The 20,342-nt window shown below is 61.9% G+C and carries 18 protein-coding genes and 3 tRNA genes; 9 read left to right on the plus strand and 12 right to left on the minus strand.

Going from position 1 to position 20,342, the window contains the following annotated elements; all coding sequences use genetic code 11:
* Positions 1 to 11: 11 nt before the first annotated feature.
* A complete protein-coding gene (gene panD, locus M3P88_RS03080; RefSeq protein ID WP_249614582.1) occupies positions 12 to 395 on the plus strand; it encodes an aspartate 1-decarboxylase in 384 nt (127 codons plus the stop codon).
* Between the two features lie 51 nt (positions 396 to 446).
* Here panD and M3P88_RS03085 read toward each other — a convergent pair whose 3' ends face one another.
* From M3P88_RS03085 to hemP, 7 genes are all read right to left on the minus strand, one after another.
* Positions 447 to 1,697: an alpha/beta hydrolase gene (locus M3P88_RS03085; RefSeq protein ID WP_249614583.1), complete on the minus strand. Its 1,251-nt coding sequence runs from the start codon at positions 1,695 to 1,697 to the stop codon at positions 447 to 449.
* 156 nt (positions 1,698 to 1,853) lie between these two features.
* Entirely contained in the window at positions 1,854 to 2,642 is a 789-nt protein-coding gene (locus M3P88_RS03090) for an ABC transporter ATP-binding protein (RefSeq protein ID WP_249614584.1), read from the minus strand.
* Entirely contained in the window at positions 2,635 to 3,627 is a 993-nt protein-coding gene (locus M3P88_RS03095) for a FecCD family ABC transporter permease (protein WP_249614585.1), read from the minus strand. Before M3P88_RS03095 ends, M3P88_RS03090 begins: the two co-directional genes overlap by 8 nt.
* A 1-nt stretch (position 3,628) precedes the next feature.
* The gene (locus M3P88_RS03100) at positions 3,629 to 4,423 is read right to left on the minus strand and encodes a heme/hemin ABC transporter substrate-binding protein (RefSeq protein WP_249614586.1); all 795 of its coding nucleotides are present in this window, start codon (positions 4,421 to 4,423) and stop codon (positions 3,629 to 3,631) included.
* A complete protein-coding gene (locus M3P88_RS03105) occupies positions 4,416 to 5,462 on the minus strand; it encodes a hemin-degrading factor (protein ID WP_249614587.1) in 1,047 nt (348 codons plus the stop codon). Before M3P88_RS03105 ends, M3P88_RS03100 begins: the two co-directional genes overlap by 8 nt.
* A gap of 39 nt (positions 5,463 to 5,501) precedes the next feature.
* Complete coding sequence (locus tag M3P88_RS03110; protein ID WP_249614588.1) at positions 5,502 to 7,727, minus strand: TonB-dependent hemoglobin/transferrin/lactoferrin family receptor; 2,226 nt, start codon at positions 7,725 to 7,727, stop codon at positions 5,502 to 5,504.
* Positions 7,728 to 7,808: 81 nt separating this feature from the next.
* Positions 7,809 to 8,129, minus strand: coding sequence for a hemin uptake protein HemP (hemP, locus tag M3P88_RS16035; RefSeq protein WP_249614589.1), 321 nt, complete (start codon positions 8,127 to 8,129; stop codon positions 7,809 to 7,811).
* Here hemP and hutW point away from each other — a divergent pair.
* From hutW to M3P88_RS03130, 3 genes are read left to right on the plus strand one after another with little or no spacing between them, the layout of a single operon-like run.
* Entirely contained in the window at positions 8,128 to 9,453 is a 1,326-nt protein-coding gene (gene hutW, locus M3P88_RS03120) for a heme anaerobic degradation radical SAM methyltransferase ChuW/HutW (RefSeq protein WP_249614590.1), read from the plus strand. The genes hemP and hutW overlap by 2 nt on opposite strands.
* A complete protein-coding gene (gene hutX, locus M3P88_RS03125) occupies positions 9,450 to 9,950 on the plus strand; it encodes a heme utilization cystosolic carrier protein HutX (protein ID WP_249614591.1) in 501 nt (166 codons plus the stop codon). The genes hutW and hutX overlap by 4 nt, the downstream gene beginning before the upstream one ends.
* Positions 9,947 to 10,600 (plus strand): NAD(P)-dependent oxidoreductase, encoded by a 654-nt coding sequence (locus tag M3P88_RS03130; RefSeq protein ID WP_249614592.1) that lies wholly within the window; start codon positions 9,947 to 9,949, stop codon positions 10,598 to 10,600. The genes hutX and M3P88_RS03130 overlap by 4 nt, the downstream gene beginning before the upstream one ends.
* Before the next feature lie 78 nt (positions 10,601 to 10,678).
* Here M3P88_RS03130 and M3P88_RS03135 read toward each other — a convergent pair whose 3' ends face one another.
* Positions 10,679 to 12,901, minus strand: coding sequence for a YgiQ family radical SAM protein (locus M3P88_RS03135; protein WP_249614593.1), 2,223 nt, complete (start codon positions 12,899 to 12,901; stop codon positions 10,679 to 10,681).
* Between the two features lie 292 nt (positions 12,902 to 13,193).
* Between M3P88_RS03135 and M3P88_RS03140 the strand changes: the two genes are divergently transcribed.
* Both M3P88_RS03140 and M3P88_RS03145 read left to right on the plus strand, forming a co-directional pair.
* Positions 13,194 to 14,525: a serine hydrolase domain-containing protein gene (locus M3P88_RS03140; RefSeq protein WP_249614594.1), complete on the plus strand. Its 1,332-nt coding sequence runs from the start codon at positions 13,194 to 13,196 to the stop codon at positions 14,523 to 14,525.
* A gap of 459 nt (positions 14,526 to 14,984) precedes the next feature.
* The gene (locus tag M3P88_RS03145; protein ID WP_249614595.1) at positions 14,985 to 16,193 is read left to right on the plus strand and encodes a DUF1615 domain-containing protein; all 1,209 of its coding nucleotides are present in this window, start codon (positions 14,985 to 14,987) and stop codon (positions 16,191 to 16,193) included.
* Here M3P88_RS03145 and M3P88_RS03150 read toward each other — a convergent pair.
* The 4 genes from M3P88_RS03150 to M3P88_RS03165 all read right to left on the minus strand — a co-directional run bounded on the left by M3P88_RS03150 (position 16,190) and on the right by M3P88_RS03165 (position 17,124).
* Positions 16,190 to 16,741 carry a DedA family protein gene (locus tag M3P88_RS03150; protein ID WP_249614596.1) on the minus strand — a complete coding sequence of 184 codons (552 nt, stop codon included), beginning with the start codon at positions 16,739 to 16,741 and terminating at the stop codon, positions 16,190 to 16,192. The genes M3P88_RS03145 and M3P88_RS03150 overlap by 4 nt on opposite strands.
* 100 nt (positions 16,742 to 16,841) lie before the next feature.
* Positions 16,842 to 16,917, minus strand: a tRNA-Ala gene (locus M3P88_RS03155).
* An 8-nt stretch (positions 16,918 to 16,925) separates the two neighbouring features.
* A tRNA-Glu gene (locus M3P88_RS03160) sits at positions 16,926 to 17,001 on the minus strand.
* Positions 17,002 to 17,048: 47 nt separating this feature from the next.
* A tRNA-Ala gene (locus M3P88_RS03165) sits at positions 17,049 to 17,124 on the minus strand.
* 230 nt (positions 17,125 to 17,354) lie between these two features.
* Between M3P88_RS03165 and hpnC the strand changes: the two genes are divergently transcribed.
* Genes hpnC through hpnE form a run of 3 tightly spaced genes read left to right on the plus strand, consistent with a single transcriptional unit; the run spans position 17,355 to position 20,338 of the window.
* Complete coding sequence (gene hpnC / locus M3P88_RS03170) at positions 17,355 to 18,167, plus strand: squalene synthase HpnC (RefSeq protein WP_249614597.1); 813 nt, start codon at positions 17,355 to 17,357, stop codon at positions 18,165 to 18,167.
* A 60-nt stretch (positions 18,168 to 18,227) separates the two neighbouring features.
* Positions 18,228 to 19,073 carry a presqualene diphosphate synthase HpnD gene (hpnD, locus tag M3P88_RS03175; protein ID WP_249614598.1) on the plus strand — a complete coding sequence of 282 codons (846 nt, stop codon included), beginning with the start codon at positions 18,228 to 18,230 and terminating at the stop codon, positions 19,071 to 19,073.
* A complete protein-coding gene (hpnE, locus tag M3P88_RS03180; RefSeq protein WP_249614599.1) occupies positions 19,070 to 20,338 on the plus strand; it encodes a hydroxysqualene dehydroxylase HpnE in 1,269 nt (422 codons plus the stop codon). Before hpnD ends, hpnE begins: the two co-directional genes overlap by 4 nt.
* Positions 20,339 to 20,342 lie beyond the last annotated feature (4 nt).

Consider the following 20,342-nt stretch of genomic DNA (forward strand, 5'->3'; position numbering starts at 1 on the left):
GGAAACACCTCATGCTCAGAAGCATGCTCAAATCGAAGCTGCACCGCGTGACGACCACGCATTCGGAACTGCACTATATCGGCTCGTGCGCCATTGATGAAAACCTGCTGGAAGCCGCCGATATTCTCGAATACGAAGAAGTCGAAATCTGGAATGTGACCAATGGCGAGCGCTTTGCGACCTATGCCATTCGCGCCGAACGCGGCTCGGGCATTATTTCGGTTAACGGTTCGGCAGCACGCCGCGCTGCGCCGGGCGACTTGTTGATCATCGCGACTTTTGCCCAGATGAACGAGCAGGAAGTCGCCGCCAATAAGCCGGCGCAGGTGTTTGTCGATGGCGACAACCGCATTACCGAAGTCAAGTACGGCGCGACGCCGGTGCAAGCGCTGTAGCGTGTGTCTTTGGGTATCGAGCAAAATCCCGCCGCTGGCGGGATTTTGCTTTTAGGGCGCGAGCTTGGGCTTGTCCAGCCAGTGCACTAACTGGCGGTAAATCGCCGGGTCGCGCAGCAAGGCCATATGGCCGCTCTGGTAGACGATGTACTGGTTTTCCCCGGCAAAGTGCAAGCAGCGTTCCGCTTCTTTATGCAGCCCCAGCGCGCTTTGCAGCGGCACGAGGCCGTCCCCCACAATATGCTCGGCCAGTACGCTGCGCTTGCTGCTGCTTGTTGCGGCGACGGTGTAACAATTGACCCCCTCGGGCAGGGGCAGGATCTGCCTGTCGTCCGGCTTGCGCCGGAAGCGGTCATGGCCTTGCCAGTCCTCATCCAGCACGTAGCCATGCCTGAGATCGGTAATGCCGGCGCTGCGCAACTGGCCAATCTTGGCCAGCGGCGCGCTATAGGGCGTGCTGCCCAGAATGACATCTATCCAGTTGCCGGCTTTCTCCAGGGGTGCGCCGTGGTGCGGCGTGCCCAGAAACACGATATTCTGCAACTTGTCCGGCCAGGAAAAACCCGCAGCCCGCGCATAATGGATGGCGCTGCGAATCAATAAGCCACCCATGCTGTGTGCCAGCACCGTCAGCTCGGTAATGGGGCGCGGCCACTGGCTTAGTGTCTGCTCCAATAGCTCGGCGAGGATGTGGCCGTTTTGCGAGACATGCAGGCCGCTGTTGTAACGCAGGTAAAGCGGGGTATAGCCCAGCGCCTCAGCCAAGCGGGCACCATGATCGAAACCCGCCTCTGGCGGGCCGCTGCGCCATTGCAGCTCATTCATGCACAAGCCGTGTATCAGTAGCAAAACCTTACCCTGATCCACTGGGAGCGATGCCATGTCCAGCGCCGCACCCTGATGGCGCAAGCTCATATCCAGGGCAAACGGGCTGTGATGGACTTTTAGCTTGTCACCCATCACGCCATTCAGTGCCGCCAGCAGCGCCAGCCGCTCCCGGCTGTCTTGCTCCGCCTCGTTCAGCGGCAGTGCGTGTGTTTCCAGACCAGAGAAGAGCCGTTGCAGGCCCAGGTCAAGCAGGCGGGTTACGCCGCGTACGCTCTGGTAGACAAAGCCGGTAATGCCGGCGGTCTGTCCGGGCGCCGCGCCGCCTGACATGCCCAATGTCTGCCTGATCGACTGGTGGACGTTTTCGACAATATGGCTGCTATGGGTGACTGCCAGACCCGCCAACTGGCTGAGTCCGCGCAAATCGCTTGCCCGCCAGTGCTTGCCCGGCTTGACGTGATGGGGTGTCGGCATGGTGGGCTCACTCGCTAGAAACGCCAGAGCAAACAAGTGTTTGCCTGTGTCGAGACTACGCGCAGTTGCCTGCCTTGTCGTGCCCAGCGGCAAGCTGGCGGGTTCTTTGTGGTAGAAAAGCCCTGCCCGATGGCGCTTGGGTCTATGGCTTGGCGCTTAGGCAAGGGCGGCACTTGCCGCACTGGATAACTGCCATCCGCCCGCCTGCTGGCTGACCGTCAGCGGCCAGCGATAGACGCGTGAAAGCGCGGCCGGCTCCAGTACCTTATCCGGGCTGCCCGCGCCGACCAGCTTGCCTGCATCGAGCAAGGCCAGCCAGGTGGCGTGGTTGGCCGCCAGAGTCAGGTCATGTAGTACTTCGATAACCGTATGCCCAGAAGCCGCCAGGGTTTGCAGCAAGCGCTGCAAACGGAATTGCTGGCGCAGGTCCAGATGGTTGGTCGGTTCATCCAGCAGTAGCACCCGAGCCTGCTGTGCCAGCGCGCGCGCGATGGCTGCCCGCTGGCGCTCCCCGCCGGACAGGCTGTCCAGCCGCTTGCTTGCCAGTTGTTTCAGCTCGCAGCGCACCAGCGCCTCGTCCAGTACGGCACGATCGGCGGCGCGTGGCTGGGAAAACGGCCCCAAATGCGGTATCCGGCCCAGTAAGACGAACTCGGTGACTGTCAGCGGTAAACCGGCCGGTATGTGTTGCGGTACATAGGCGATACGCTTTGCCCGTTCGGCGGCGCTTAGGGCATGGACATCGTCCCCTCCGAGTAATACCTGACCGCGGACGGGCTTTGCCAGCCCTGCCATCAGGCGCAGCAGGGTGGTTTTGCCGGCACCATTGGGGCCGAGTAGGGCGCATACCCGTGCGGCGGGGATGTGTAGCGACAGATTGTCGATGACGGTCTGCGTCCCCCGCTGCAGGCTGACTTCATTCAGATCAAACACCATTTCAGCCATTAACCAGGCTCCTTTGCTGGCGGGCAAATAGCCAGACGAAAAACGGCGGGCCGGCAAAGGCGGCAATCAGGCCCACCGGTATGTCGATAGGCCACACGATAGTGCGTGCCAGCGTGTCGGCCGCCAGCAGAAATAATGCGCCTCCCCAGGCCGAGAGCAGGATCATGCGGCGCCGGCAACCCCCGACCAGTACGGCAACCAGATTGGGCACCATCATGCCGACAAAGCCGATGACGCCCGACAAGGCTACCGCACCGCCGGTCGCCAGCGCCGCCCCAATGGCGGCCAGATGCCGGGTGCGCACCACATCGACTCCCAGCGCGCGCGCGGCATCCTCGCCCAACAGCAGGCAATCCAGATCGCGCGCGATCCACAGCAGTAGGGCGATGCCGGTGAGCGCGACCAGCGCGCACGCGCCCAGCCGCTCGGGTGTCGCTGCGGCCAGATTGCCGGCAAGCCAGGCACTGGCTGCACGCAGCGTCAGATCATCAGACAAAAACAGCAGCAGGCTGATCAGGGCGCCGCAAAATGCGCCGACCACCAGCCCCATCAGCAACAGGCCGGCAAGACCGCCGCGTACCAGCCGCGTCAGCGCCAGAATCAGCCAGGTCGCCGCTAAGCCGCCTGCAAATGCGGCCAGTGGCAGCGGCAGGGTATGCCAGCCCAGCGCCAGTACGGCGACGACGGCGAGGGCTGCGCCGCCCGAGGTGCCGATCAGGCCCGGGTCGGCCAGCGGGTTGCGAAACAGCGCCTGCAGTGCAGCGCCGCTGGCGGCCAGCGCCGCGCCGACCAGAAGCGCCGTGGCGATGCGCGGCAGCCGCAGCGCCTGGGTTAAGGGATCGGACAAGTCGGGCCAGGCCAGCGCATCGCCCTGGCTTGCCAGCGCCAGCAGCGGCAGCAATAGCGTGGCGGCCAGTAAGAGGCCTATCAGGCGGTGCATGGGGTGGGTGGCGACAGGCGCAGCGCCTGCCTCGATAACGGCCATGTCAAAGCCTCCGCAAGCGCTTAACGACGGCTGGGCTATCCAGCGTCACCATCATGGCATCGCGCGCACTCAGCTCAACGACCTTGCCGGTTTTGCCTGCCGCCGTGGCCGCTATTTCCGGACGGCGTGCGAAAACCGTTGCACCGCCATGCACCGGCGTATTGTGTGCGGCCAGTATGATCACATCCGGTGCCAGCGTGCGCCATGCCTCGCGCGACAGGGTTTTGTAGCCCTTGATCTGGCCGGCTGCATTCACGCCACCGGCGGCACGGATCAGCGTGTCGGCCGGTGTGCCGCTGCCGGCGACCATGGTGCCGTCGTAGCTGATCAGATAGCGGCGCGCGCTGGCTGGTTGCGCCGCCATTTTTGTTTGCCAGTCGCGCGCCAGTGCCGCGGCTGCGGCCGGTTTGCCAACCAGGGTGCCGACCCGCTGTATGGCTTGGGCAAAGTCGCTGCCATCCTCGGCCAGCGAGACTTCTTCGGCGCGTAGGCCTAGGCTTTGCAATTGTCGCCATATGCCCGGCGGCTGCGCGGCGGCGCTACCCAGTACCAGGGTCGGGCGGGCGCGGGCAATGGTTTCGGCCGAGAGTGAGCGGACAAAACCGATTTCGCCGGCATGCGCAAGTTCCGGCATGCGGCTTGAACGGTCGCGTCCGACGACTTCGCCCGCCGCGCCCAGCGCGACCACGATTTCGGCGATATCACTGCTGACGACGACCAGACGCTCAGCCGCCTGTAAGGGCAGGGCGAAGGCAAAGGCCGCCAGTGCCAGAGTTCGGTTGATCCATTTATGCATCATCGTTCTCCAGCGGCAGCAGTTCGCCCAGCAGTTTGCGCCATTCGATGCGTTCGCTTTGCCCGGGTTTGCGTTCGCCAAAGAATGTCACCAGCGACTCGCCCGCTTCGTTGAATAACTCCAGCGAGGTCACCGCGCCCGTGTCGCCCGGTTTGTGGGTGACCCAGGCCTCGCTAATCAGGTCGGTGCGCAGATGCAGCTTGAAATGTGCATCCAGTACATTCAGCCAGTTGCCGACAAGCTTGACCTCATGTATCGGGCCGGTGTGGATCTGGATGATGCCGCCATTGCCGGCAAAGACCATAATCGGCAGGGCAATGGCCACGGCACGGCGCAGCAACATCTCTACGGCATCGGTGCGGACTTGCCATGCCTGGCCCGGCGGCGCGAGCCGGAAAGCTTGCTGGCGCGATAGTCCGTAGCGCCGCAGCAAGGGGTGAAAAGCGTGTACATCGCCAAGCGCCAGCCAGTCGCGCTGGAATGCCGGAATATCGATATCGCTGCTGGCTGGCTTATGCTGCACCACGCTGGCCGCGTCTAGCTGCAGCGCCGCACGCGGGCAGGCAAAACGTTCACGCAGTGCATCGAATGCGGCGACATCGCTGCCCTCATTCAGCAACACCTTTTGGATGACCCGGCCGCTGCGGTCAAAGAACTGCAGCGAGCGCCTGATGCCCGCTGTGCCCGCCGTGACTTGTGCATAAGCATGCGCCCAGCCGAACAGGAAAAAGCGCAGGTCTATCACCGGGTTGATGGCCAGGCCGACTTTGCCGTCGAACGTTACATTGCCGTAGTGGCCGGTCAACTCATGAACGCAGGCGCTGTTGTGTGCCAGTGCGGTCACCTCGCCCAACGCCGCGATAGCGGATAGCAAGGCTGGCCAGTCTGAAGTATCCAGCCGCGTGGCGGCCGGATCGGCATGCACGAGTTCGCATTCGGTGATGCCCAGTTGTGCCGCGGTGTCGCGCGGGTAAAGTACGCCTTCCTGTGCGCGTAACTGCGTCAGTTGAGTCATCAGGTCCTGAGGTGTGATTTCCATGGGGTTCTCCTTGTTTTTCGGGCAGGCCGCTGTGGCTGCTTAAAAGCTGTAGTTGTAACTGGCGCTAAAGTTGCGCCCGGCTTGGGTGTAGCGATCCAGTACCGCATCGCCTGCGCTCAGGCCGCGTACGTCGGCGCTATTCCAGTACTTGCGGTCGGTCAGATTGAAAATGCCGGCGCGTACCGTGTGGTGTTTATTCGCTTGCCAATAGGCGGTCAGATCCAGTGTTGCGTAAGCGGGTGTCTTGAACTGGTGCGCTTCTGCGACGCGGCGTTTTTGGGATACGGCTTTGACAAATGCCTCTGCCCCCCATGTTTCGCTGTCGTAGCGCAGGCCGGCAACAGCCGTGAGCGGGGCGACCGAGTTCAGGGGCTGATCGTCGGTTTCATTGTGGCCCTGTGCCCAAGCGACGCTGCCCGCCAGGCGCCAGGCCGGTGCAAAGCGCCAGCTCGCCTTGGCTTCTACGCCATGGATGCGGACTTTGCCGATATTCTGGTACTGGGATTCAAAGCTGCCCGGGCGGGTGCTGCTGCCGATACCGTTGCCGTTGCTGTCGCCTTGCAAGGTGACCAGCTCGATAAAGTCGCGGTAATGATTGGCGTAAGCGGTCAGGCCAAAGTCGGCATGCTGCCAATTGCCCTTGAGCCCCAACTCGATGCCGCGACTGGTTTCGGAGCCTAGATTCGGGTTGGCCACGACCTCGTAGCCGTGAGCATGGTTGGCATACACCATATTGGCATCGTCAAATGGTGGCGCTCTAAACCCGGTAGAGAGCTGCAGGAAGCCGGTGTAATGTTCGGCAAATGGTAGTGCCAAGCCGAATTTTGGAGAAAAGGCATTGTCGCTGAACGCAGGCGTCGCCCCATCGGGGTTCGCATTCAGATAAGCCTGATCGGTGTGGGTGCGCATGCGGTAGTAGTCCCAGCGCAGGCTGGGCGAGGCGACAAGCCCGCTGGCGAAGCGGATTTCATCTTGCACGAACACGCCCAGCCGATCGGATGTGCTATCCGGGAAGGTCTTGCTGGGGAAGGTTTCGCCGGCGATGACGTTGCTGCTGCTGCCGTTAGCCTTGATTTCTACTTTTTCGCGCGGCCGGCGGGTGTCGGTACGGCTGGCATCTAGCCCCCATACCAACTGGTGGCTCAGGCCGGCCAGATCGAATTGCTGGCGGGCGTCGAGTGTCAGGCCCTTGCTGTGTTGTTCAAAGCCGTAGTCGGAGATGCGGCGTGCGCCATCGCTGCGCCATTCAATACTGTCATCGCTATTGTCTAGCTTCTGGGTGTAGAGCTTGACCGACAGCTGCTCGAATGCGCCGATATCATCAGCCTGCCAGGCAAGCGAAATGCGATCGCGCGCCACGCGGTCGGCTGCGTCCAGACGGTTGATGCCGGCGACAGTCATCGGCCCCATCTTGCGCGGCGCAGTGCGTGCGCTGATTACATCGGTATCGGTCTGGCGGCGGTAGTGGTCCAGCGCCAGCTCCAGCCGCTGGCCTGCTACCGGCTGCCAGCCAAGTTTGGCCAATACGCTGTCGCTCGTCCAGTCTTGCGGGTTGGGCGTGGTGCGGTTTTTGGCGTGACTTGGGTCGCTGGCATCCTGGCCGCCCTGATTGCGGGTTTCATGGCCACGGCGGTGGGTCGCGACCAGCAGCGCATCGCTGCGCTCGCCCTTGAGTGCCAGCCTGGCGCTCAGTCCGGTCGAATTGTCGGCACTGCTGCCAAACAGTTTGACGTCACCCCCTGTGTTTTCACCGGTTTGCAGCAAGTCTTCGGCTTGCAATGTGCGATAGCCGACTACGCCGCCGATGGCGTCCGAGCCGTACAGGCTGGAGAACGGCCCCTTGACGATATCGATCGCACGCAAGGTTTCCAGATCGAGGTAGTCGCGGCCGGCAATAAAACCGTTGGTATTGCCGCCGCCGGCGTAGGCGTCCGGCAGGCGAATGCCGTCGACCAGCATCAGGATGCGGTTGCCGTCAATGCCGCGGATGGTATAGCCGGCATTGCCGCGGCGGGCAGGATCGCTGGCCACTTCGACACCGGGCTCGTATTTGACGGCCTGGGCAATATCACCTGCCAGCGTGGCATCCAGCTTGTGGCGCGATACCACCACTGCATTGGGGGCCGTTTCTGCCAGTGCTTTTGCGCTGCGGTGGGCGGTGACTTCGACGGTTTCCAGTCTATCCAACTGGACCGAGGTTTCGGCAAAAGCCGGCCATGCCGAGGCAAGGCCTATCAGTAATGGGGTCAGACGAAAGCGGGCCATGCAAACTCCCTGACGGGTTGTTGGCTGGCTGGCGCAAACGCGGGCTGGCTGGGTGAATAGGGCGGGAGCGTCCCGCGAGAATTACTTGGTGAGAATCAACTTGTTATTGCTGGTCAGGCTGAGGCGGTAGACCTCGCCGGCATGTTCTATTTTGATTTCCCTGGTATGGCTGAACAGCTGCTGGCTTTGCAAAGCCGGTGTGCCGGTCGGGACGGGCGGGGCCGGGTTAGTGCGCGGTTTATTCATGATGCGACCTTTATTTCGATTTCGTAAATGATAATGATTCTCAGTAAGAAGCGCAATTATTAGTTGCTGTTGTTGCAAATGAGACACATTATCATTTAGCCTAGAAAGGCCAGCCACCGCCAGCACATCATTTTTCCGTCTAACTGGAGACTTCATGGCTGACGCCTCATCTGCTGTACACCCGTTTTCCACCCGCCGTGCCTTGATGCCGATGTGGGGGCAGAATCCGCTGGCACCAAGCCAGTGGCCGGAGCGCTGGTCGCAACTGCAAGCGGCAGCCCTGCCGGAGCAGGCTCTTGCCTATGTTCATATTCCTTTTTGCGCCAATCACTGCGTTTTCTGCGGCTTTTACCGCAATGGCTGGAACCCCGAGTCGGCTCGCCGTTATACCGACCGCCTGATCGCCGAGCTGGAAGCGGATGCCGCCAGGCGTGCGCCCGGTGGCAGCATCCAGGCCCTGTATCTGGGAGGCGGCACGCCGACCCTGCTTGCCGCAGAAGATCTGGCGCGCTTGCTGGACGCACTGCGCGCGACGCTGCCCTTGAGCGATGACTGCGAAATCACGGTCGAGGGGCGCATATCGCATTTCACTCCGGAGAAGGTGGATGCTTGCCTTGCCAGTGGTGCCAACCGCTTCTCTATTGGCGTGCAGACCTTTGACTCGGCCATCCGCCGTCGCCTCGGCCGCAAACATCCGGGGGATGAAGCGGCTGATTATCTTGCCTGGCTGGCCGCATATAGCGGGCAGGTTGTCGTTGCCGACCTGATTTTCGGTTTGCCGGGGCAAAGCGAAGCAATCTGGCGGCGAGATCTTGAAATCGCCCTCGGGCTTGGCCTTGCCGGGCTGGATGTTTACGCCTTCAACTTGATGCCGCAATTGCCGATTGTGCGCATGATAGAAAAAGGTGCCTTCCCGCCCGCGCCCGGGCTTGCCGAGCAATTGCAGCAATACCGCATTGCATGCCAGCTATTTGCAGATGCCGGCTGGGCGCAGTTGTCGAATAGCCATTTCGGCACGCCGGATGGTGGCGAGCGTAACCGTTACAACCTGGCCATCAAGTCGGGTGCGTCCTGTCTGGCTTTTGGTGCTGGTGCAGGCGGCAATCTGGCCGGTATCAGTTATGCGCTAGAGCCTGATCTTGCGCGCTACCTTGAGACGCCGCCGGCACAAAAGCCACTGGCCCGCATGGCGTGTGCGGCCACCGGTAAGCACTGGTTGCCGGTCTTGCAAGGCGAAATCGAAACCGGACGCTTCAGGCTGGCGGCTTTGCCTCGCCCCGAACTGACTCTGCCGCTCTTGCAGCATTGGGCAGGGCAGGGCCTGTTGTTGCTGGATGGCACATATGCCCGCCTGACAACGGAAGGTCGTTTCTGGGGCCCCACCATGATGCGGCACCTCGCCGATACCCTGCAGCCGGACAATCATGCCGGCCATACCGTGGCACTTCACCCTCATTGCACACGTAAGGAAACCGTATGAGCAATACCAAACTGATCGAAATCAAAGACCGTCTTTCCGCTAACCCCGGCGTCGTGCTGGAAGCCCTCGCCGAGAAAAACGGTTTGAGCGCGGCGCAAGTGATCGAGTGTCTGCCGGCGTCCATGTGGAAAAAGCGCGCCGGCAGTGATTGCGTCGAGGTTTTGCAGGCTTTGCCTGCATTGGGCGATGTGACGGTGATTGTGCATACCGCCGATGGCATTTTCGAGTTTGGCGGGCGTTTCCCCGAAGGGGAGATGGGCCATGGTTTCTACAACCTCAAAAACCCTGGCGGGCTGCATGGCCATTTGCGCGTCAACCGCTGCCAGTACATTTATCTGGTCGAGCGGCAGTTTATGGGGCGCGATAGCGCAAGCCTGCTGTTTACCAATCAGGAGGGCGGCATCATGTTCAAGGTCTTTGCCGGGCGAAATGCCGACGGGGCGCTGAATCCGCTGCAGCTCGCTGCGTTACGCCAGCTGTGCGGGGCGTCGCTATGAACGATTTGCTGATTTTTGGTGCCAGCCGCAATAGTGGTTACTTGCTAGCACAGCAGGCGCGTGCGCAGGGCTTGCAGGTTGCCGCGCTGGCTCGTCCGGGGCGGGGGGCAGACTTGGCCAGGCTGGGCGTTACCGTCATAGAGGGGGATGCTTTTCATGCCGAGGATTGTCTGCGTGCACTGGCTTTGACGCAGCCAAGGCAAGTCGTCAGCTTGTTGGGCGGCAAGGATGGCACGGGCCGGAGAATTGACGAGATGGGCAATATCAATGTGATTGCCGCGTGCGAGCACCATGGCGTTGAGCGTGCCTTACTGGTGAGCAGCTTTGGTTGCGGTGATCTCGCGCCTTTGCTCTCGGCTCAGGCCGCCAGCTTGCTGGGAGAGGCGCTTGCTGCCAAAAGCCGTGCCGAAGTGCGCTGGCAACAAAGCCCGCTTGCTGTCACTATATTGCGCCCGGGCGCGCTGAGCCACGCAGAAGGCAGCGGCCGCTGGCAGTTGCATGATGGCCGCCATGGCAGCGGCGCGACGCTAGCCCGTGCCGATTTGGCCCTGGCCATTCTTGCGCTATTGGCCGATGTGGCAACCGCAGGCAAAGTTTTGTGTGTGAGCGCGCGCGCAGCAGAAGATGGCGGCGCCGGCGCAGTGCTTTAACTGGCAAAGTGTCGCGGTATCTGTGGATAAAACAACAGCCCGGCTTTTGCCGGGCTGTTGTTTATGCAAGGCGGCCGATCAGCGCTTGCCGCTTTTGGGTGGTCGTCCTGCCGGTTTGCTGGTGTGGCGTGCGCCGGCCGGTTTTTTGTTCGGCGTCTGGCCATGGCTGCGGACATGGCTTGTCGCGCGGCGCGGGCTGCCGGCAGGGCTCTGGCGCGGGCTGCTGCTGCCAAAGCCTGGCTTGTCTTCGGCCCCCCATGGCGGCACCAGATGCTGCGGGCCATTGCCGATCAGATCGGCGCGGCCCATGTCTTCCAGTGCATTGCGTATCGTCGGCCAGTTTTTCGGGTCGTGAAAACGCAGGAAGGCTTTGTGCAGGCGGCGCCGTGCCGGGTCGCGCACCGCATCGACTTTTTCCGAGCTGCGCGCCAGCTTTTTCAGCGGGTTGCGACCGGTGTGCCACATGGTGGTGGCCAGCGCCATCGGCGTCGGGGTAAAGGTCTGCACCTGGTCCGGACGGAAGCCGTTGTCCTTGATCCATAAAGCCAGATTCAGCATGTCCTCGTCGCTGGTGCCCGGGTGGGCTGCGATAAAGTAGGGGATCAGATACTGCTTCTTGCCCGCCTGCTTGCTGTAGCGCTCGAACAATTCCTTGAAGCGGTAATAGCTGCCTATGCCCGGCTTCATCATCTTGGACAGCGTGCCCTGTTCGGTGTGCTCGGGCGCGATCTTCAGATAGCCGCTGACGTGGTGGGTGACCAACTCCTTCACGTACTCGGGCGAGCGCACCGCCAGATCGTAGCGTACGCCCGAGCCTATGGTCAGACGCTTGACGCCAGGCAGGGTGCGCGCCTTGCGGTAGAGCTGGATCAGCGGGCCATGGTCGGTATTCATGTTCTCGCAGATGTCCGGATAGACGCAGGACAGGCGCCGGCACGAGGCCTCGATCTTTTCATCCTTGCAGGTCAGGCGGTACATATTGGCCGTCGGGCCGCCCAGATCGGAAATATGGCCGGTAAAGCCTTCGGTCTTGTCGCGGATTTCCTCGATCTCGCCCAGAATGCTGGCTTCCGAGCGGCTCTGGATAATGCGGCCTTCGTGTTCGGTAATCGAGCAGAAGGTACAGCCGCCAAAGCAGCCGCGCATGATATTGACCGAGAAGCGGATCATCTCCCATGCCGGAATATTGGCGCCTTCGTAGACCGGATGCGGGTTGCGGGCATAGTTAAGCCCGTAAACGTAGTCCATCTCCGGCGTGGTTAGCGGAATGGGCGGCGGGTTCATCCACACATCGCGCTCGCCATGGGTTTGCACCAGTGCGCGCGCGTTGCCGGGGTTGGATTCCAGATGCAGGGTGCGGCTGGCGTGGGCATACAGCACCGGATCGTAGGCCACGGCCTCATAGGCCGGAATGCGGATCACAGTCTTGGCGCGCTCGGCACGGCGTGCCGCCAGGCGTTCTTCGCGGCTGACGATGCGGATGGTTTTGGGCGCATCCGGCGCGGCGGCGCTATCGCAGGCGGCTTCTGTTGCCTGGGTGGTGTCGATATAGGGGTTGATATGGCTGTCAATGCGGCCGGGCACGTCGACCGTGCTGGAGTCCATTTCGCTCCAGCCTTCGGGCAGCCAGCCATAAGGCGCCATAAACGAGGTGCCGCGCACATCGCGGATATCGGCCAGACGCTCGCCGGCGGCGGCGCGGTGGGCCACTTCAACCAGTGCGCGTTCGGCATTGCCGAACAGCAGCATATCGGCCTTGGAGTAGACCAGTGCCGACTGGCGCACTTTTTCGCTCCAGTAGTCGTACTGCGCGATACGGCGCAAGGAGGCTTCGATGCCGCCGACCATGATGTCGGTGCCGGGATAGGCTTCGCGACAGCGCTGGGCATAGACGGCCACGGCGCGGTCGGGACGCTTGCCAGCCACACCGGCGGCGGTATAGGCATCGTCCGAACGGGGTTTGCGGTCGGCGGTGTAGTGGTTGACCATCGAATCCATATTGCCGGCCGAGACGCCGAAAAACAGCCGCGGCTTGCCCAGTGCCTTGAAGTCTTCGGCCGAATGCCAGTCAGGCTGGCTGATAATGCCGACCTTGAAGCCCTGGTCTTCTAGCAGGCGGCCTATCAGCGCCATGCCGAAGCTGGGGTGATCGATATAGGCGTCACCGGTCACCAGAATAATGTCGCACGCATTCCAGCCCAGCTGCTTCATCTCGATGCGGCTCATAGGCAGGAAGGGGGCGCTTTTGTGTTTTTTATTGGAACGCAGGGCGTGGATGGGGGGGGTGGTGACGTCGGTCATGGCTGGGCTTCAATTCGGCAAGGCGCGCATTGTGCCAGAAATGGCGGTTTTTTTCATGGTTTTTTGTTGATTTTCATTGACATAGCCCTGTTTGCCTCAGGGGCAATGCGCTGCTTTGCCATGTTGTTGCTGTATGCTCGATCGGGTTTTTGCCTGTCGCGCAGTCATTGTTTTTTGCTGTTTTGATATTGAGCACTACCTTTCAAGGCGTAAACGTGTTTAAACTCGCCGTCTTTGCTGCCTGCTGCATCCTTGGCTGTGGCGGGCATGGACTTATTTGGGAGTAATCCGCATGTCTTTTTGTCTCCGACCCCTTCGTGCCGGCTTAGGCGCGCTGCTGGTGTGGGCTGCCTTCGCGCCGGCACAGGCGGCGGGTAATCCAGCCGTGCCGGATGCGGCAGCGAGCGACCCCGCTTCCCTGGGCTGGATGGTGGGTTCGCCGCCACCGCCCGAGCGCATCATTCGCTTTGAGGATGGCAGCTATTTCAAATTTCCGGCCATGCGCTGGAGCGTGTCCCATTTTCGCCAGCTGATGCCGACGGTGAATGTGTCGCGCGGGCTGGGTGCGCCGGTGCCTTTGCCGTACAAGCTGCGCAGCGAGATTGATGCGCTGCGCTTCACCCCCCTGGGCGCGAGCGAGACCATGACTTGGGGCGAGTCGCTGGGCGCCAACTACACCGACGGCATCGTGGTGCTGCACAAGGGACGTGTTGTTTACGAGCGTTACTTTGGCGTATTGAAGGATGATGGCCAGCATGGCGCGATGTCGGTCACCAAGTCGCTGGTCGGTACGCTGGGCGCGATGCTGGTGGCCGAGGGCAAGCTGGATGCGGGCAAGCCGGTGTCGGCTTATCTGCCCGAGCTGGCCGGTTCGGCTTTTGGCGATGCCACCGTGCGCCAGGTGCTGGACATGACGACTGGCCTGCAGTTTAGCGAAGACTATGCCAACCCCAAGGCCGAGGTATGGGCACATGCCGCCGCCGGCAGCCCGCTGCCCAAGGCCAAGGATTACACCGGCCCGCGCAGCTATTACGAGTTTTTGCAGACGGTGAAAAAGCAGGGCGAGCATGGTGCGGCTTTCGGCTACAAGACCGCCAACACCGATGCGCTGGGCTGGATAATCGCCCGCGTGACCGGCCGTTCGGTGGCTGAACTCTTGTCCGAGCGCGTATGGCGCCGCATGGGGGCGGAGCAGGATGCCTACTTTACCGTTGACTCGACCGGCACCCCGTTTGCCGGTGGCGGGCTGAATACCGGCTTGCGCGATCTGGCGCGGTTTGGCGAGATGATGCGCAATAACGGCCGCTTTAACGGCCAGCAGATTATTCCGCGCGCGGCGGTCGACGATATCCGCCATGGCGGCAAACCGGCCGATTTTGCCAAGGCCGGCTACAAGCTGCTGCCGGGCTGGAGCTACCGCAATATGTGGTGGGTCTCGCATAACGAGCACGGCGCTTACGCCGCGCGCGGGGTGTACGGGCAAACCCTTTATATCGACCCCAAGGCCGAGATGGTGATTGCGCGCTACGCCTCCAATCCGGTGGCCGGCAATGCCGCCAATGATCCGACCTCGCTGCCGGCTTATCATATGCTGGCCAAGCATCTGATGGGTGCGGCCAAGTAAAGCGCAGGGTGCCGCGTTTGTCCGCAAGGGGCAGGGCCATGAGGCCTTGCCCCTTTTTGCTGTCCCGATGCCGTTTTGCGTGCTGTTCTGTGCGGTGAGAGGGGCGGGCGCGTCCACGCCCTTGCATGCCCGGTGTCTCCAAGTCTCGCGCAACCCCGCAGCAAAAAAAACGCTAGAGAGCTTAAGGCCTTGCCCGCAATAGGCCCAGCCCGGCGCTTAGAACCTGTTCACGATCTGCTGCGCATCGGCGATACGGCGTTAAAAATAGCTTCGAAATGCTCATGTACCACCTGTACATTCCGCTTTCTCAGCCGTTTTCGCCTTGTCTCGCCCTTGCTCGCGAGAGCGTGAACACGCTCTTAGTCGTAGCGGTTTGCAGCGCTATTGCGGTGCAATACATTGCCGCCAACGAGGCGATCGCCTATGCTCGCGTTTTCAAATATTGAAGATGGGTACCTCGTGTCGCGTGTTCTGACCCTGCTTGGCTGTACCCTGCTTGTTTCTGCCTGCGCCACGCAACAGGCGCCGGTACCGGTCGTGCTTGCGCCGGCGGTAGTGCCCGAGTCGCCGCCGTTAGCGGTGACGCCCACTGTCGTGCCGGTCGTTGCGCCGGTGGCCGAGCCTAAGCCTGTGGTGAAAGTGCTGCCGCAGATGAGCGAGGCCGAAGGGCGGGCGCTGCTGGATCGCTTGTTGCCGGTCAAGGTGTCGCCGCGTGCCGGCTGGCGTGAAGATATTTTGTCGGCGTTTAGTGCGCAAAAAATTCCGTATACGGCGCAAAACTTTTGTGCGGCACTGGCGGTGATCGAGCAGGAATCAAGCTGGCAGGCCGACCCGACGGTGCCGGGCCTGCCCGGCATGGTATGGGGCGCGATCGAGGAGCGGGCCGCTCGCTACCATGTGCCGCTGGCATTGGCCAAGACCGCTTTTTTGAAGGGGTCGCCCGATGGGCGCAGCTATAAGGCGCGTATCGACAGCCTGCGCACCGAAAGGGAAGTGAGCGAACTGTTTGACGATATGGCGGCCGATGCCGTGCGTTACGGCTTGCCGGTCGGGATGAAAAACCCGATCCGTACCGGCGGGCCGATGCAGGTGAGCGTGGCTTTTGCCGAGTCTCAGGTCGAGGCCTGGCCTTATCCTTATATCCGCCGTGGCAGCATACGCAGCGAAGTGTTCAGCCGCCGTGGCGGGCTTTATTTCGGCATTGCCAATCTCTTGCAGTACCCTGCACCGTATAGCGAGATGAAATACCGTTTTGCCGACTTTAACGCCGGGCGCTATTCCAGCCGCAATGCCGCCTTTCAGGCCGCCTTGTCATCCTTGTCCGGTCAGCGCCTGACGCTGGATGGCGATCTGCTGAATTACCGTGCCGGTGGCGCGCAGAGCGAAACCTCGCAGGTATTGCAGGCGCTGGCCGGCCGTCTGGGCATGAGCCCTGACGCGATGGCGCGTGACCTGAAAATGGAAAAGCTGGCCGGTTTTGGCCAGAGTGCCTTGTACCGCAAGGTGTTCGAACTGGCGGCGCGCGAGCAGGGCCGGGCTTTGCCGCGCGCCATCATGCCGCAGATCGATCTGAAAAGCCCCAAGATCAGCCGCAAGCTCACCACCGAATGGTTTGCCGGGCGCGTCGACTGGCGTTACCAAACCTGCCTTGCGCGCGTGCCGCGTTAAGCGTGCTGGCGGTGTTTGCGCCAAAGCAGGAACAGGGTGCCGGCGCACACAATGGCGATAAAGGCGGCCTCTTCCAGCTGCTTGAGTTCGCCCAGCAGCAAGCCGAGCGCGCTGCCGAAGGCATAGCCCAGGCTCGCGAACAGGCTGGCCCAGATGGCGGCGCCGATGGCATTGTAAAAGGCGAAGGTGGCAAAGGGGATGCGGCTCATGCCCATAATGGCCGGGCCTGCGGTGCGCAGGCCCAGCATGAAACGGATGCCGATAATGAGCGGGGCATGCCATTTGTCCAGCAGGGTGTTGATGCGCGGCGTATGGCGGGCCAGTGCCGGAAAGCGGGCCAATAGCCACGGGCCGCGCCAGCGTCCCAGGCTGAAAGCCAGCATGTCGCCGCAAAAGCCGCCGGCCGCCGCGACCGCCATCACCCAGGGCAGGCTCAGCCAGCCGCGGTGTGCGGCAAAGCCGGCGGCTAGCAAAACGGTTTCGCCCTCTATGGCCGTGCCGGCAAACAGGGCGTAGTAGCCGTACTGGTCGATTAGCGTGCTGAGCATGGTGTGGGTGGCGGGATGGAGGTGTGTCTAGTGTAAACGCTGCATGACATCCGTGCAGCAAGGCAAAAAGCCCCGACCGGAGTCGAGGCTTTTTGTTGTTTGGTGGAGGTAAGCGGGATCGAACCGCTGACCTCTTGCATGCCATGCAAGCGCTCTACCAACTGAGCTATACCCCCAAAACTGCTGGCGTCCCCAGGGGGAGTCGAACCCCCGTTATCGCCGTGAAAGGGCGGTGTCCTAGGCCACTAGACGATGGGGACCTTAATGGTCGGTCGAAGCGATGTTGCGGCTTCTGGCCTGAATCTTTTGGTGGAGGTAAGCGGGATCGAACCGCTGACCTCTTGCATGCCATGCAAGCGCTCTACCAACTGAGCTATACCCCCACGTTTGACTGCGTCCGTTGCCTTGTGTGCTGCAACGAGAACGGAACTATACAGAGGGCTTTTTTTTCCGTCAAGGCGTTTTTGTATTGTTTTTGTGAAAAAGGCGGATTTGCCGATTTATCTTGGGGCATGGTGTGTTGTTAGGCATGAGGGGCGGCGCTGCCGGGTCGCCGTTTGTTCCGCTCTGGCCTTATAATCGCCGTTTTACATCCTGTGACGGCGGTCTAGCCATGTCGGTCGGGCATTACGAAAATTTTCCGGTAGGCTCGGTTTTATTGCCACGGCGCATGCGCCGGGGCGTGCATGCCATCTATCATTTTGCCCGCACTGCCGATGATATTGCCGATGAGGGCGATGCCGGTGCTGACGCCAGGCTGGCGGGGCTTGCCGCCTTGTCTTCTGCGCTGGACGAAATCGGTCGCGGCCAGTTGCCGCAAGACCCGATGATGCAGAATCTGGCGCAGGCCATTGCCGTGCATCAGCTGCCGCTGGCGCCGTTTTACGATTTGTTGTCGGCTTTTAGCCAGGATGTGAGCAAAACGCGTTATCAGGATTTTGCCGAAATCGTCGATTATTGCCGCCGTTCGGCCAATCCGGTCGGCCGTCTGATGCTGGCCTTGTATGGCGAGCACGATAGTAAAAGCCTGGCCATGTCTGATGGCATTTGTACCGCCTTGCAGCTGATTAATTTCCTGCAGGATGTCGCCATCGACTGGGATAAGGGGCGGGTCTATCTGCCGCAAAGCGATATGGCCAAGTTCCGTGTCAGCGAAGCGCAGATTGCGGCGGGCGATACCTCCGGCTTGTGGACGCCTTTGATGCTGAAGGAGATCGGGCGCGCACGCGCCATGCTGGCAGCCGGTGCGCCATTGGGCCGGCGCTTGAAGGGGCGTTTTGGTTTTGAAATCCGCATGACCATACTCGGCGGCGAGCGCATTTTGCAAAAGCTGCATGCCAGTGGCGGCGATGTGTTCAAGGCGCGTCCGGTGCTCACGCGCAAGGATTGGCTGTATATGTTCTGGCGCGCGCTCAAGGCGTCCTGAATTTCCAAATTTTAGGGTGGTGCGCCGGATGGGGGCGCCACCCGTTGCAAGGAGGCGCGTTTGACGCCAGACCAGTATTGCGCCGATAAGGCCAGAGCCAGCGGCTCCAGCTTTTACTCGGCCTTCCGCTTTTTGCCGGCCAAGCGCCGCCTGGCCATTACCGCGCTGTATGCCTTTTGCCGCGAGGTGGATGATGTGGTGGATGAAATTCACGACGAGGCGGTCGCACGCGCCAAGCTTGGCTGGTGGCGCGAGGAAATCGGGCGCCTGTTTGATGGCACACCGCAGCATCCGGTGACGCAGGCGTTGCTGCCGCATGTGGATGCATTCGATCTGGCGCGCGGCCTGTTCGATGAAATCATCGATGGCATGCAGATGGATCTGGATGTGGCGCGCTACAACCGTTTTGCCGATCTGTTGCTGTATTGTCACCGCGTGGCGGGGGTGGTGGGGCAGCTGTCGGCACAGATTTTCGGCTACAGCGACCGCGCGACGCTCAAGTATGCGCACGAGCTGGGCATCGCTTTTCAGTTGACCAATATCGCCCGCGATGTGGGTGAAGATGCACGCCGTGGCCGCTTATATCTGCCGGTGGAGGATTTGCAGCGCTTTAATGTGCCGGCGGCCGATATTATGGCCTACCGCGAAAGCGCGGCCTTTACCGAATTGATGGCCTTCCAGATTGCGCGGGCCGACGACTATTACCGGCGTGCCTGGGCCTTGTTGCCCAAGGCCGATCGCAAGGCGCAGCGCCCGGGGCTGATTATGGCGGCGATTTACCGCGCAACCTTGCACGAGTTGTCGCTGGATGGACCGGGTAAAGTGCTGAACCAGCGCCTGTCACTGCCACCGGGGCGCAAGCTGTGGCTGGCCTGGCGTACCTGGGCCTTCGGCTACCGCGCATGAAACGCAAGCCACGGGTGGCGGTGATCGGTGCCGGCTGGGCCGGGCTGTCGGCGGCCGTCGCGCTGGCGGATCAGGCCGAGCTGACCCTGATCGAGGCCGGGCGCGCGCCCGGCGGGCGGGCACGGCGCCTGCAAAGGCCGGCCTGTACGCTGGACAACGGCCAGCATATTCTGATTGGCGCTTATCACGACACCTTTGCCCTGATGCGGCGCGTGGGGCTCGAGCCGGAGGCGCTGTTGTTGCGCCAGCCGCTGAGCTGGTCCATGGCCGATGGTTTGTCGTTTGCCTGTCCGCGCCTGCCCGCGCCCTTGCATCTTTTGGCCGGCTTGCTGGGTGCCCATGGTTTGCGCTGGCGGGAAAAATTATCTTTACTGCGCGCGCTGTCGGGCCTGCGCCTGAGTCACTGGCGTGTGGCGCACGATGGCAGTGTCAGCGACTGGCTGGCAGAAAAGCGGCAAAGCGCCGCGCTGGTGCAGGGCTTCTGGCGCCCCATGGTGCTGTCGGCGCTTAATACCCCGCTGGAACGCGCTTCGATGCAGACGCTGGCCCGGGTGTTGGGCGATAGCGTGGGCGGGGCGCGCGCCGACAGCGATCTGATGCTGCCGCGGGTGGATTTGTCGCAGCTTTTGCCCGAACCGGCCTGGCGCTATCTGCAGGCACAAGGCGCAGACTGCCGCAGCGCTCAGCGGGTGCGATCGCTGGCGTTTGCTGCGGATGGGGTGGATGTTGATGGCGAACGCTTTGACCGGGTGATTGTGGCGCTGCCGCCGTGGCAGGCGGCGCATTTGGTGTCCAGTGAAATGGCCGGTGTCGCCCTTCAGGCTTTTCAAGCGCAGCCGATAACCACCGTATACCTTGGCTTTGCCCGCCTGCCGGCCTTGCCGCGCCAGATGACCGGCCTGACCCACGGGCGGGTGCACTGGTTTTTTGACCGCGAGCGCTTGTGCGGCGAAACAGGGCAGATTGCGGCGGTGATCAGCTGTGATGCGGGCGAGGGGGAGGAAGGCGCGCTGATTGCCGAGGTGCTGGCCGATCTGGCCGCTATTTGCGGGCCGCTGGACGCGCCTTTGTCGGTGCAGGTGGTGCGCGAGAAGCGCGCGACTTTCGCCTCCGGCGTGGCGCTGGCGCGACCGGGGCCGCGCATGCAGGTAAACTATGGCTATCTTGCCGGGGACTGGGTGAATCCGGATTACCCGGCGACTTTGGAAGGCGCCGTCAGAAGCGGCGCGGCTGCGGCATCTGCCGTGATGCACGACTGGAATTGATCTT

Origin of the sequence: Craterilacuibacter sp. RT1T, from assembly GCF_023502145.1 — a bacterium.
GTDB lineage: Bacteria > Pseudomonadota > Gammaproteobacteria > Burkholderiales > Chromobacteriaceae > Craterilacuibacter.